Annotated in this window: 12 protein-coding genes; 5 read left to right on the top strand and 7 right to left on the bottom strand. The window is 48.8% G+C overall.

Annotated elements, in window-relative coordinates; translation table 11 throughout:
- The first annotated feature begins 31 nt into the window (after positions 1–31).
- Together ACTHTY_RS02145 and ACTHTY_RS02140 are read left to right on the top strand one after the other, a co-directional pair.
- A complete protein-coding gene (locus ACTHTY_RS02145; protein ID WP_440366317.1) occupies positions 32–385 on the top strand; it encodes a hypothetical protein in 354 nt (117 codons plus the stop codon).
- A gap of 67 nt (positions 386–452) precedes the next feature.
- Entirely contained in the window at positions 453–1,427 is a 975-nt protein-coding gene (locus tag ACTHTY_RS02140; RefSeq protein WP_440366316.1) for a class 1 fructose-bisphosphatase, read from the top strand.
- Positions 1,428–1,570: 143 nt separating this feature from the next.
- Here ACTHTY_RS02140 and waaF read toward each other — a convergent pair whose 3' ends face one another.
- Positions 1,571–2,590, bottom strand: a complete 1,020-nt coding sequence (waaF, locus tag ACTHTY_RS02135; protein ID WP_440366315.1) for a lipopolysaccharide heptosyltransferase II — start codon at positions 2,588–2,590, stop codon at positions 1,571–1,573.
- 273 nt (positions 2,591–2,863) lie between these two features.
- Positions 2,864–4,327, bottom strand: coding sequence for an IMP dehydrogenase (gene guaB / locus ACTHTY_RS02130; protein ID WP_440366314.1), 1,464 nt, complete (start codon positions 4,325–4,327; stop codon positions 2,864–2,866).
- Between the two features lie 189 nt (positions 4,328–4,516).
- Here guaB and ACTHTY_RS02125 point away from each other — a divergent pair, with 189 nt between their 5' ends.
- Positions 4,517–4,942: a DUF4124 domain-containing protein gene (locus ACTHTY_RS02125; RefSeq protein ID WP_070625407.1), complete on the top strand. Its 426-nt coding sequence runs from the start codon at positions 4,517–4,519 to the stop codon at positions 4,940–4,942.
- Positions 4,943–5,011: 69 nt separating this feature from the next.
- On the opposite strand, the gene ACTHTY_RS02120 is transcribed toward ACTHTY_RS02125, so the two are convergent.
- On the bottom strand, positions 5,012–6,340 hold the full coding sequence (locus ACTHTY_RS02120; protein WP_440366473.1) for an anaerobic C4-dicarboxylate transporter family protein: 1,329 nt from the start codon (positions 6,338–6,340) through the stop codon (positions 5,012–5,014).
- Positions 6,341–6,562: 222 nt separating this feature from the next.
- A complete protein-coding gene (locus ACTHTY_RS02115) occupies positions 6,563–8,137 on the bottom strand; it encodes a glycosyltransferase family 2 protein (protein ID WP_440366313.1) in 1,575 nt (524 codons plus the stop codon).
- Positions 8,138–8,220: 83 nt separating this feature from the next.
- Between ACTHTY_RS02115 and ACTHTY_RS02110 the strand changes: the two genes are divergently transcribed.
- Positions 8,221–9,186, top strand: coding sequence for a tRNA dihydrouridine synthase (locus ACTHTY_RS02110; RefSeq protein WP_070813926.1), 966 nt, complete (start codon positions 8,221–8,223; stop codon positions 9,184–9,186).
- 41 nt (positions 9,187–9,227) lie between these two features.
- On the opposite strand, the gene ACTHTY_RS02105 is transcribed toward ACTHTY_RS02110, so the two are convergent.
- From ACTHTY_RS02105 to ACTHTY_RS02095, 3 genes are all read right to left on the bottom strand, one after another.
- Positions 9,228–9,953: a hypothetical protein gene (locus ACTHTY_RS02105; protein ID WP_440366312.1), complete on the bottom strand. Its 726-nt coding sequence runs from the start codon at positions 9,951–9,953 to the stop codon at positions 9,228–9,230.
- Between the two features lie 157 nt (positions 9,954–10,110).
- Positions 10,111–10,584, bottom strand: a complete 474-nt coding sequence (gene dnrN / locus ACTHTY_RS02100; RefSeq protein WP_440366311.1) for an iron-sulfur cluster repair protein DnrN — start codon at positions 10,582–10,584, stop codon at positions 10,111–10,113.
- Between the two features lie 182 nt (positions 10,585–10,766).
- Positions 10,767–11,699: an AEC family transporter gene (locus ACTHTY_RS02095; protein ID WP_440366310.1), complete on the bottom strand. Its 933-nt coding sequence runs from the start codon at positions 11,697–11,699 to the stop codon at positions 10,767–10,769.
- A gap of 177 nt (positions 11,700–11,876) precedes the next feature.
- Between ACTHTY_RS02095 and ACTHTY_RS02090 the strand changes: the two genes are divergently transcribed.
- Positions 11,877–12,632 (top strand): GNAT family N-acetyltransferase, encoded by a 756-nt coding sequence (locus tag ACTHTY_RS02090; protein WP_107867562.1) that lies wholly within the window; start codon positions 11,877–11,879, stop codon positions 12,630–12,632.
- The last annotated feature ends 42 nt before the right edge of the window (positions 12,633–12,674 follow it).

The following is a 12,674-nucleotide window of genomic DNA, read 5'->3' as shown; positions in this document are numbered from 1 at the left end:
TCACAACATAACAATTAACGGCCGTCCACTCATGAATATACGCACACCCCTAGCCTGCACACTCCTGCTTTGCGCGTGCAGCGAATCAGTAAAAGACGAATTTAAAGAAGAATTTACCCAAAGTTTCCGCACCGAATTTGTCCGCTCGGCAACCGAAGCCTGCGTAGAAAAAGCTTCCGGAAAAAGCCCGTTTGATTCCGCGACCACTGAAAAAATCTGCCGCTGCATCGGCGAAAAAACAGTCGACCAAATCAATCCTGAAGAAGCGACATCGCTTTTGGGTGGCAGCGACTCCATGAGCGACGAGCTGAAAAAACGCATCAAAGACACCAGCATCGCCTGCACAAAAGAAGTTTTAGGCATGGCCGAGAGCAAAACCAAATGAACACGCCGTTTTCAGACGGCCTGAAATTGAAAAATACCCGATTCAAACTTAGGAAAAGAGTGAAACCATGAAGACACTGAACCAATTCTTAGCCCAACACCTGCCCGAACACAAACTGCCGCAAGAGCTGGCCAGCGTATTGGAATCCGTAGCCGCCGCCTGTTTGGATATCAACGCCAAAGTCCGCCTCGGCGCGCTTTCTGGCGTTTTGGGCATGGCAGGTACCGGCAACATCCAAGGCGAAGACCAAAAGAAACTTGACGTCATCGCCAACAACATCATGATTGATGTTTTAAAAGCGAACTCCAACATCGCCGGTCTTGCCAGCGAAGAAGAAGACACCTATGTCGCCACACATGAAAACGGCGGCTATTTGGTATTGTTTGACCCGCTGGACGGCTCTTCCAATATCGACGTCAACATCTCCGTCGGCACCATCTTCTCCATTTTGGCGAAACCTGAAGGCGCATTGACTACCGAATCCTTCCTGCAAAAAGGCCGCGACCAAGTAGCCGCAGGTTATGTTTTATACGGTCCGCAAACCCAACTGGTACTGACTGTCGGTCACGGCGTATTCGTCTTCACTCTGGACGATGCCAACCAATTCCTGCTGACCAAAGAAAATCCGCGCGTTCCCGAATCCACTAAAGAATTTGCCATCAATATGTCCAACCAAAGACATTGGTTCGCCCCTGTTCAACAATACATTGACGAATTGCTGGCAGGCGAAACCGGCGTACGCAGCAAAAACTACAATATGCGCTGGGTAGCCAGCATGGTTGCCGAAATCCACCGCATCCTGATGCGCGGCGGCGTATTCATGTATCCGCAAGATAAACGCGACCCATCCAAACCGGGCAAACTGCGCCTGATGTACGAAGCCAACCCGATGAGCCTGCTTATGGAACAAGCCGGCGGCGCATCAAATAACGCCATCGAAGCCATGCTCGACATCCAACCTACCGGCCTGCACCAACGTGTTGCCGTATTCATGGGCAGCCGCGAAGAAGTCGAATACGTTTATCATCTGCATCAAAAATAATCAGATGTATTGATTTCAAACCAAAAAAGGCCGTCTGAAATATGATTTTCAGACGGCCTTTTGTTAAAAAATAAAAGAAACGAAAGATTAAAAAGACAGACTCAAATCTGTCCTTTACTGTTTTCCATCTAACCTTTATTAGATTACGCCGAACGAGCCAGCGCTTCCGCTGCTTTTTGCACCCTATCCGGTGTCAGCTTGTTCAAACAATCCGTATGCCCCAACGGACATTCACGTTTGAAACAAGGTGAACAATCCAAATTCAAGCTGACGATTTTTGCCTTTTGGCTGAGAGGCGGCGTATGGTCAGGGCTGGATGAGCCGTAAACCGCAACCAATTTCCGATCAAGCGCGGCCGCAAGGTGCATCAGACCGCTGTCGTTACACACGACCGTATCAGCGCAAGACAACAGATCAATCGCCTCCGGAAGATTGGTTTTGCCGCAAAGATTGGTACACAGGCCATCTGAAAGTCGGTTGATTTCATCTGCAATATCAAAATCTTTTTGCGAACCAAACAGCCAAACCTGCCAACCCTCGGCTAAATATCGGCGGCCGAGTTCGGCAAAATGACGTGCAGGCCAACGCTTGGCCGGGCCATATTCCGCACCGGGACAAAATGCCAAAATCGGTTTATCCGTCGTCAAACCATGTTTTTCCAGAGCGGCTTGACGGCTTTTAGGATCAATCGTGAAACACGGATTATCGGAATGCCCGTTAAAATCCGCTTGGGTCGGATGCGCCAGCGCAGTATAGCGGTCAACCATAAGAGGCAATACTGCCTTATCCAACTTACGGATATCGTTCAACAAAAAATAGCGCGACTCGCCGACGTAGCCCGTACGCTGCTTGATGCCCGTAGCCAAGGCAATAATGGCGGATTTGAGCGAACCAGGCAAAACAATCACTTGATCATAGCCTTCTTTTCCCAATTCACGCCCGATACGCCAGCGTTTTTTCAATTCTAATGCACCATGTCCAAACGGATTTTCCATCACACGGTTGATTTCAGGCATGCGCTCAAATACGGCCATCGACCATTTGGGCGCAAAAGCATCAATGGTGCAGCCGGGATGCAGCTCATGCAAACGGCAATAAAGCGGTTGGGTCATGACGCAGTCGCCAATCCAGCTTGGGGTAATAATCAGGATTCTTTTGGACATAATGGAATGTGTTTTTAATTTTGGCTTATTGTAATACGATTTTTAAAAGGCCGTCTGAAACTCGGTTTAATCTCTCAGTTCAAAACGTACTAGTTGATACATGTCATTTCAGCGCATGAAGCGTTCGTCTTCCCAATTATTCGGCAAATTCTGCAAATACCCAACCTGAAACACCAGGCTAAACGGCGGCAAACAATATTTGCTTCATTTTTAAAACCTTATAAAAACAGAAAGGCCGTCTGAAATATTTTCAGACGACCTTTTTATACTGGTTTAACGATGGTAGTTAGGTGCTTCTTTAGTGATTTGTACGTCGTGAACGTGAGATTCGCTCATACCGGCAGAAGTGATTTCCACAAATTCTGCTTTCTCGTGCATTTCAGCAATATTGGCGCAACCCAAATAACCCATGCTGGAGCGCAGGCCGCCGGTCAGCTGGTGGATGATGTTCACGATCGGACCTTTGTAAGGAACGCGGCCTTCGATGCCTTCAGGAACATATTTGTCTGTGCTGTCGGTTTTGTCTTGGAAGTAGCGGTCGGCTGAACCTTGGCTCATCGCACCCAACGAACCCATGCCGCGGTAAGACTTGTAAGAGCGGCCTTGGTAAAGTTCGATTTCGCCCGGAGCTTCTTCCGTACCGGCAAACATACCGCCCAGCATGACGCTGTATGCACCTGCTGCCAGAGCTTTGGCAATATCGCCGGAGAAGCGGATACCGCCGTCGGCAATCAGGGGAACGCCTGTACCTTTCAGGGCTTCAGAAACATTGTGAATCGCAGTCAGCTGAGGCACGCCCACGCCTGCCACGATACGGGTCGTACAAATCGAGCCCGGGCCGATACCGACTTTAACGGCATCCGCACCTGCAGCCACCAAATCCAAAGCGGCTTTAGCAGTCGCGATGTTGCCGCCGATGACTTGAATGTGCGGATAGGTTTCTTTTACCCAGTGCACGCGATCGATAACGCCTTGGCTATGGCCGTGGGCAGTATCAACCACAATCACGTCCACGCCGGCTTCTACCAATGCTTTGACGCGCTCTTCGGTATCGCCGCCGGTACCCACCGCGGCACCGACGCGCAGACGGCCTTCGGCATCTTTGTTGGCATTAGGGAATTCGGTTGTTTTCAGAATATCTTTAACTGTAATCAGACCTTTGAGTTCGTCTCGGTCGTTCAACACCAAAACGCGCTCAACTTTGTGCGCATGCATGATTTCGCGGGCTTCGTCGATGCTGGTACCTTCAGGAACGGTAACCAAACGGTCGCGGGGGGTCATGATGGCAGAAACCGGCAGATCGACACGGTTTTCAAAACGCAGGTCGCGGTTAGTCACGATACCGACCACTTTGCCGTTTTCAACAACAGGCAGACCGGACATTTTGCGTTTGCGTTGTGCACGCATTTCCAAGACTTCGCGGATCAATGCGGTCGGCGCAACGGTAACGGGATCTTTCACCACGCCGCTCTCATGGCGCTTCACTTTGGAAACGGCACGCGCTTGCAACTCCGGCGTCATGTTTTTATGGATAATGCCGATGCCGCCTTCTTGGGCCATAGAAATGGCCAGACGCGCTTCGGTAACGGTATCCATTGCAGCAGAAAGTAGAGGGAGGTTGAGCGTGATATCGCGGGTGAGTTTGGTTTGGAGTTTGACATCTCGAGGCAGCACGTTTGAGTGCGCTGGAACCAACAAAACGTCGTCGAAAGTATAGGCTTTTTCTACAATACGCATGATGCTCGGTCTTTCAGTTTGTGCAAGATGCACGGCATTATATCACACCGGCTTGATGCTAACATTGGCAATACACGTTTTAACGTTATTTTTTTACATGATTTGATTTGGCGTACAAAAATATGCCAATGCCTTGCAGTTTCAAGTAAAATAAGCCGCATGAGAACATCATTTACATAAGGGAAACCCATGAAATCTTCCGTACTCAAAACCTGTCTGATAGCAGCCCTTCTCTCTTCCGCCGCCCTGACCGGCGCGGCCGAGGTTTACACTTGGAAAGGCACATCGGGCAACAGCTATTCCGACACGCCAAACCGCCTGCAACCGAAGCGTTCCGGCGTGGTCAACATCCGCACGCACAACGTCAAACCTGCCGTTGCGCCTGCTGTTGCAGCATCTGAGCCGGTTGCCGAGCAGCCCAACGAACAGGTTGCGGAACAAAACAAACAAATCGAGGAGCGCAATAAAAAAATCGAAGAGCAAAACCGCCAAAACAAACTGGAAAACTGCAAAATCGCCAAAATCAACCGCCAAGTTGCCGAAAGCGCACGCTTGGCCAATCGCGACAGCCTGATTAAGCAATACCAAAACGACGTCAACAAATACTGCAATTAAGCTCTCAAATAACAATATCAAAAAGGCCGTCTGAAATTTAATTTCAGACGGCCTTCATTTTTCAGCCTATCAATAATACAGTTGAACCAACAACAAACCGAACGCCAAACTAAATGCCATGCTCAACAGGCCTGGAATCATGAAGCTGTGGTTGAAGATAAATTTGCCGATTTTGGTTGAGCCGGTTGTATCAAAGTCGATAGCGGCAATAATCGGACCGTAGTTCGGAATGAAGAAATAGCCGTTTACCGCAACAAATGTGCCGATAATGATGGGCGCAGGAATACCCAGTTTGATGGCGATTGGAAACAGTGTTGCCACTGTCGCGCCTTGGCTGTTGACCAATACCGACAAGATAAACAGGGCAAAGGCAAAGGTCCATGGTGCAGATTCAACCAAATGGCTGACGGTCGATTCCACTTCTGTTAAGTGGCCGCTCATCAAGGTATCGCCCAACCAAGCCACGCCAAATACTGCAATCACGGCACGCATACCGGCATGGAATACCGAACCTCGGGTAATCGCATCGCCATTGGGTTTACACGCCAGAATAATCAGCGCAGAAGCAGACAACATCACGATTTCAATCGTATGCGCCATACCCATAGGCTTGATTGCGCCATCGTGTTCAAAAGCCGGACGCAGCTCAGGCAGCGCACCCATCACGACCACCAGCAATGCCGCAGTCAAGAAAATACCGACCGACAATTTAGCTTTCGGCGAAATGGCGACATCAGTTTGTTGCTCCTCCACATCGATGTATTCTTTCACATAGTTCGGGTCTTTCAGCAAAGCCTGATAATACGGATCGTCTTTCAATTCTTTGCCCAGTTTGTTTACGAACACGCAAGCCAAACCGATACCCAAAATCGTGGACGGAACGGTGACTTTCAACACGTCCGCCATCGTAATGTGCTGCGGCTCAAGCATAGAGACGCAAGCAACAACGGCGGCGGCAATCGGGCTGGCGACAATCGCAAATTGGGAAGCGATAACCGCCATCGTCAACGGACGGGAAGGACGTATGCCATTGCGACGGCTGACTTCGGCAATCACGGGTAAGACCGAGTAAGCCACATGGCCTGTACCTGCCAAGACGGTGAAGGTGTAAGTTACCGCCGGTGCGATAAAGGTGATGTATTTCGGATTGCGGTGCAACACGCGCGTGGCAATCTTAATCATATAGTCCAAACCGCCGCTGGCCTGCATGGCCGCCGCAGCAGACACTACCGCCATAATCATCAGCATCACATCAATCGGCGGACTGGTCGGCTGAAGATGGAAACCAAAAGACAATACGGCCAAGCCGATACCGCCGAGCACGCCCAAACCAATACCGCCAACCTGCGCACCAATCAGGATACACAGCAGCACAACGGCAAACTGGATAAAAAACATAGTTGACATCACAACTCCCAAAATCCGGCTTTGACCGAAATAAAATTACAAACGGTTGGATTATAGAGTAAACCCTCTTCCATAACCATACTTTACCTAATTATACATACTGATCTATATCAAATAAATAATATTCTCATTTAACCGCTAGGTTTTTAAAAACACAAAAAAGGCCGTCTGAAGATTTTCAGACGGCCTCTATGATTTAAAAAGATGATAAGGCTATTTTCCGGCTACTTCTTCATCTTTTACAAAATCCGATACGCCATGAACACAGCGGATTTTACGTTCTGACAAAGTCGCCTCCAACAAGGCATCGTTTTGCGGCAAGGAATCTCGTTCTGCCTCATTGTGCCAGAGGTGGTACGCAATGCCGGCAAATTTCAAATTATGGCGCTTCATTCCGTTATGATAGCAACGGGCGACAAATTCGCTGTCCTCCCTGCCCCAGCCGACAAAGCTATTGTCAAACCCGTTGACGGCAAGCGCATCGCTGCGGAAAAAGCCCATATTGCAGGTTTTGATGCCTTTGTGTTTGCGGTTGCCTTTTCTGCCTGCCAATTTGGCCAAACAACGGCAGCGCAGGGCGGAAAGCCGTTTTTCTATCCCCGAGCTGAACATGGACAAGGCAGGCAAATCGCCTTCGTTCAAAATATCCTGCGTTTTATCCTCAGTCAAAATCACGCGGGAACCCTGTATCAGACGGCCCTTTCGGGCAATCTTCAAATGATCGGCGATAAAAGACGGATCCAAGACCATATCGCCGTCAATCAACACAATATAATCGCTTTTCGCCTGCGCCAGCGCACGGTTGCGCGATTCGGCAGCACGAAAGCCTCTATCCGGCTGCCATGAATGCTTAACGGGAATACTTGTCCTGCGGCGGATAAAATCAACCACTTCGGCGGTTTCCTGCCTTGAGCCATCATCCGCGACAATAATCTCATCCGGCAGACGGGTTTGCGATAAAGCCGATTTCAACACCAGCTCCAAAGCATCTGGGCGGTTGTAAGTGGTAATGATGAGGGAGACGGTTATCGTGCGGTTGCGCTCGTAGAGTTTGACATATTTGTAATACGAACCTTGTGCATTGGAAACTGAAATCGTCAGGCCGTCTGCACCATAGGCAAAACCGCGCTTGAGCAGGTAATTCTTCACAAACGATACGCCGCCATGCAGCAAAGCCTTAAACGGCGAACTGTCTTTCTTAAAACGATTTTCTTCCGCATACAGCGAACTGTACTGCTGCATTTTTTGGATCAGTCCTTCGGCGTTTTCAAAAGAATAATGTTTCAGACGGCCATCAAGTTGTTTAACCTTGGCTTCCTGCGGCAACACCAAAGACTCATGCACCTGACGGTCGGAAAAACGGCTAAATCTGCGATGATAAAGGCGTGGAATAATATCTGGATACCAGCCGCAACCTTTAATCAGTCTGCCGTGGTAATGGTTCAGACGGGAAAGTGAAAAAATATGCTCCTTCTCATTTTCCAAAACGGCCGCACGAATGGATTCGATTAAAGCCTCATCCGCTACTTCATCGCTGTCTATGCTGAAAATCCAATCGTTTTGCGCCAGTCTGGCCGCCAGATTTTTCATCGGGCCAAACCCGATAAAGTCATGCTTGTAATAGCTGACATTGGGAAAATCCTTGGCAATTTCAAAAGTACAGTCGGTTGAGCCGTTGTCCAACAGCAGGACTTCGTCAAAGTCTTTCAACGCACTCAAAACTTCTGAAAGATAACGTTCTGAATTTTTTACCAACATGGCGGCGGTTGCCGGAATTGTGTGCATCATAAAAAGGCCGTCTGAAAAAGGAAGCTGTATTTTAACCGATATACCGCTACAATATGTCCTCCTTTTTTCAGACGGCCTGACTCATGCAGCTTATTCTTGCCCCCATGCAGGGGCTGGTGGACGATGTGATGCGCGACCTGTTAACGCGTATTGGCGGATTTGACGAATGCGTCAGCGAATTTGTCCGCATTACGCACACGGTCCACTCACGCGCCACTTGGCTTAAATATGTTCCCGAAATCGCCCATGCCAACCGCACGCCGGCCGGCACGCCCTGTACTGTCCAACTTTTGGGCAGCGATGCGGAAAACATGGCTGTCAATGCTTTGGAAGCCGTGCGTTTCGGTGCGGACAAAATCGACCTCAACTTCGGCTGCCCCGCGCCGACGGTCAACAAACACAAAGGTGGTGCGGTCTTGCTCAAAGAGCCCGACTTGATTTACCACATTGTCCACACCCTGCGCCAACGCCTGCCGCAACACATTCCGCTGACTGCCAAGATGCGGCTCGGTTATGAAGACAAAAGTCTGGCATTGGAATGCGCTTCCGCGATTGAAAACGGCGGCGCATGCGCGTTGACCGTCCATGCGCGCACCAAAGTCGAAGGCTACGAACCGCCGGCACATTGGGAATGGGTGCGCAAAATCCGCGATGCAGTCAGTATTCCCGTTACTGCCAACGGCGATGTGTTCAGCCTTCAAGACTATCTCGATATTAAAACCGTCAGCGGCTGCAACAGCGTGATGCTCGGGCGCGGCGCGGTGATCCGTCCAGACTTGGCGCGGCAAATCAAGCAATATGAAAACGGCGAAACAGTGAAAGACACCGACTTTGCCGAAGTCTCCTCATGGATAGTCCAATTCTTCGACTTATGCCTTGCCAAAGAGGCCAACAACAAATATCCGGTTGCCCGTTTGAAACAATGGCTGGGCATGATGAAAAAAGAGTTTGAACAGGCGCAGATATTGTTCGACCGTATCCGTGCCGTCAAAGAAGCGGATGAAGTAAAACAGATTCTGCTGTCGTTTGAACAAGAGATGCATTCATGATTTAAAAAGGCCGTCTGAATTTCAGACGGCCTTTAATATGATTACTGACAGATATAATCAGCCAACAGTCTGCCTTTTTCCGCGCTGGCTGCATTGGCCATATTCACATGCCTGGTCTCAGGGCCATTCTTGGATTTCAGGGCTTCGCCATATTTTCTGGCAAACTCTTTATTGGCACTGGTCACTCTTGACTCAGTGGAATCCAATATAAACCCGTCTTGCTCATATTTACCTTGCGCAGTAATAATCAAGATATTTTCAGGTGAAGGATAATCCGGAAAATTAACATAGTTGGTAACCAGCTTGTAGGAAACGCCTTTGCCGTGTTTCATATCCTGACAGATGCCGTTAGGCGCGGTAAAGACTGCATGGCCGATACGGCCGTGGCCGAAATCGTAAAAATCGATTCTCTTCGCAGAAGCCAATTGTTTTTTATCGTTGCCGTCATTTACATTTAATGACTTGCCGTTTACCAGAAACAGGGTTGGCAACAAGGGGCTACCATGAGAGGCTTCCAAATTATATGCTTCACCCAACAGCTTGCCCTGACGATACACCGTCAAGACAGGCTTTTTCAGACCATTTTCCGGATTGCCGGTTTTCTTAAAAGAAATCTTCTGAACCACATTGCCAAATTCATAATAAGGCCGCGACTGCACGCCTGTTTTCGTATCCTGCAGGGCGCTCCAGCTGCCGTCCGTCGTTTGGGCGCACGCAGTCAGAGCAACAAACAGAATACCCGATAGTAAAACTTTAGAATGTTTCATTCATAAACTCCTTCTCAAGTAAACAAAAAAACGGATGTGTGCCTTTACTGCCTAATTTTGTTTCTTTATTAAAATTCTAGAACCATTGCACTAAATTAGCAAGGGATTAAACAACAGGCCGTCTGAACATTCAGACGGCCTTGATTAAGCTCAAATTTTAAGAAGCCAAAACGCGGTGGAACAAAATCTCATTTTCCAAATGGATATGGTTTTTCAAATCGTCCACCATCTCTTTGGCCAATGTGTACAAACGGGTCCAGCTGCCGCAAGCGCCTTCGGGAAGCTCAAAATTATTGGTCAATTCTTCCAAGCGCGCGATGGCCTGATCGTGGTCTTCGTGTTCATGCATCATCACGCTGATGGGCATGGCCGCGCCGCGACCCACCCCCTGATTAATCATCGGGAACAACATGCGCTCCTCTTTCATCATGTGCATCAACAGCTCGTTTTGCATATAGGCCAACAAATCAGGAACTTCGGCAGGGAAAGTGTCGGCATGAACCTGCGCCACTTTTTGCGCCAGCGGAACCAACTCTTCAAACTGGGCGCGGTGGACATTGTGGTAACGCTGCAAAATATGGTCAATGGTGGAATTGAAAGGTGCGGTTTCCCAAACGGTAAAGTCGGTCATGGCTGTGTTCCTTTAAAGATTGATATTGGATGAATGTTAGACATAAGGATACACGCTGCAAACGGCTTTGTATAGTTTTTTAATTACTTAATTAATTGATAATAAAAGTTATTTTCAAAATTAAAATACCAAACAGGCCGTCTGAAACATAAAGTCAAAGTTTCAGACGGCCTGTCCTTTTCTTAAATAATCCAACGATATAACGCAATCATCACCGGCATGGTTACCACACAAAGCAAGGTCGTCAACCCATAAATCGCGCTGGCTTTTTGGGCATTTTTGCCGTAAACAACCGCCATTTGGGTAACTGTCGAAGCGGCAGGCGAAGTCGTTGCCAAAAAGCTGATTAACACAACCGTATCCGCATGCGCATCATGATGGGCAAAATCGCAGGCTTTGACGGCGAAAAGCAATAATATCGGAATCAAAATCAGCCTTAAAAAAGCAACAAGATAAAGCCTCGGCGTCCACATAATCGAGCGCAACGGCAAGGAAGCCAAAAGCATGCCCGCTACCAACATAGCAACCGGGCCAATCATGCCGCCCACCGTCGCCAAAGTATTATCGACAATATGCGGCAGCTTGATTTGAAAGGCAAACATCAGCAGCCCGACCAGCATGGATAAGATGTTGATATTGGTAAAAATGGTTTTCCAAGCCACATTACCTCGGCCGCAAATCAACAGGCGCAGATGCGTCCAAAACAAAAACGTCTGCACCATGATAAAACCGCTGGTGTAAATCACCCATTCCGCACCAAAGACCGACATTACCAAAGGGATAATCAGGTTGCCCGAATTGCTGTACACCGTCGCCGCGTGTTCGAGTGCATCGAGTTTGAACAAGTGTTTAAACACCCTGCCCAAAACAATCAACACCACATGGAAAAACACCGCCAGCATAACGGAAAGCTTCAGCCCTTCGATAATCTGCGGCGTATTGTCCATCTGAAAGGCATGAATCATGACAGACGGGCTGATCAGGTAAAGCGCAATGACGGAGAGCGTATAGCTGTTTTCCGATTTCAACAGCCCGGCCTTCACCAAGGCCACGCCCATCAAAACAATCAGCGTCAGCTCGGTAATTTTTCCGGCAAGCAGGAAAGAGGTTTCCATAATAAAAAAGCGGCAAAAACGTTGATTTTACGCTTCTACCGCTTGGCATGCCAAATTCAGACGGCCTGAAGCCTTTTTCCAACAACCCGACATAATTTGCCCTACCGCAAAGCAAATCAATATAAATCTGTCCGTATATCCGCTATAATCAGCCATTTTCTTCAAACAGGAAACATCATGTCCCCTAGCCGTTTCAATCAAACGGGCCCCAAAATCGGCCTGAGCGTACGCCTTGCAGAAACCCAAGCTGAAATCGAAGCCGCCCAAAGATTGCGCTATCAGGTTTTTGCCCAAGAATTGGGGGCGGAAATCGAAAGCGATGACGGCCGCGATGTCGATCCTTATGATGAACATTGCCACCATCTGCTCGCGTTTGACGATGCAACAGGCGAAGTTATCGGCTGCTACCGCCTGATTACCGAAGAAACCGCAAAAAAAGTCGGTGGCTGGTACAGTGAGCATGAATTTAACCTTGAGCCTTTGAAAGACATCCTGCCGCAAACCGTCGAACTTGGCCGCGCCTGTACCCACCCGGACTACCGCAACGGCGGCTTGGTCATGCTGTTGTGGACCGGTTTGGTCAAATTCATGAAAGACGAAAACCTTCGCTTTATGATTGGTTGCGGCAGTATCGAAATGCGTGACGGCGGCAACGATGCGGCCGGCCTGTATCATGCTTTGAAAGACAAATACCTCGCTCCGGCACAATGGTGTGTCAAACCGCTCAACCCGCTTAAATGGGACAGCATCACGCCGTCTGAAAATCCGCCTGTACCTGCCCTGATCAAAGGCTATCTCAAAGCAGGTGCGTGGTTCTGCGGCGAGCCTTGCGTCGATGAAGCATTCAACTGTGCGGATGTACTGATCATGATGGACATCAACCACCTTTCCGACCGCTACTTGCAGCGTTTTGCCCCTAAAACCGATTCATAATAAAAGGCCGTCTGAAACTTCAGACGGCCTGCCTAATCTTTA

The sequence above is a fragment of the Neisseria sp. P0019.S002 genome (genome assembly GCF_051957155.1).
Lineage (GTDB): Bacteria > Pseudomonadota > Gammaproteobacteria > Burkholderiales > Neisseriaceae > Neisseria > Neisseria perflava.
Note: the sequence above shows the minus strand (reverse complement) of the source record. Positions and strands in the feature narration are given on the sequence as shown.

Bases quoted from the DNA above. Each gene is read 5' to 3' on its own strand.
- ACTHTY_RS02120 (WP_440366473.1), bottom strand. From the start codon at position 6,340: ATGTTTTTTATCCAGTTTGCCGTTGTGCTGCTGTGTATCCTGATTGGT.
- ACTHTY_RS02095 (WP_440366310.1), bottom strand. From the start codon at position 11,699: ATGGAAACCTCTTTCCTGCTTGCCGGAAAAATTACCGAGCTGACGCTG.
- ACTHTY_RS02140 (WP_440366316.1), top strand. From the start codon at position 453: ATGAAGACACTGAACCAATTCTTAGCCCAACACCTGCCCGAACACAAA.
- ACTHTY_RS02145 (WP_440366317.1), top strand. From the start codon at position 32: ATGAATATACGCACACCCCTAGCCTGCACACTCCTGCTTTGCGCGTGC.
- waaF (WP_440366315.1), bottom strand. From the start codon at position 2,590: ATGTCCAAAAGAATCCTGATTATTACCCCAAGCTGGATTGGCGACTGC.
- guaB (WP_440366314.1), bottom strand. From the start codon at position 4,327: ATGCGTATTGTAGAAAAAGCCTATACTTTCGACGACGTTTTGTTGGTT.
- ACTHTY_RS02090 (WP_107867562.1), top strand. From the start codon at position 11,877: ATGTCCCCTAGCCGTTTCAATCAAACGGGCCCCAAAATCGGCCTGAGC.
- ACTHTY_RS02110 (WP_070813926.1), top strand. From the start codon at position 8,221: ATGCAGCTTATTCTTGCCCCCATGCAGGGGCTGGTGGACGATGTGATG.
- ACTHTY_RS02105 (WP_440366312.1), bottom strand. From the start codon at position 9,953: ATGAAACATTCTAAAGTTTTACTATCGGGTATTCTGTTTGTTGCTCTG.
- dnrN (WP_440366311.1), bottom strand. From the start codon at position 10,584: ATGACCGACTTTACCGTTTGGGAAACCGCACCTTTCAATTCCACCATT.
- ACTHTY_RS02115 (WP_440366313.1), bottom strand. From the start codon at position 8,137: ATGATGCACACAATTCCGGCAACCGCCGCCATGTTGGTAAAAAATTCA.
- ACTHTY_RS02125 (WP_070625407.1), top strand. From the start codon at position 4,517: ATGAAATCTTCCGTACTCAAAACCTGTCTGATAGCAGCCCTTCTCTCT.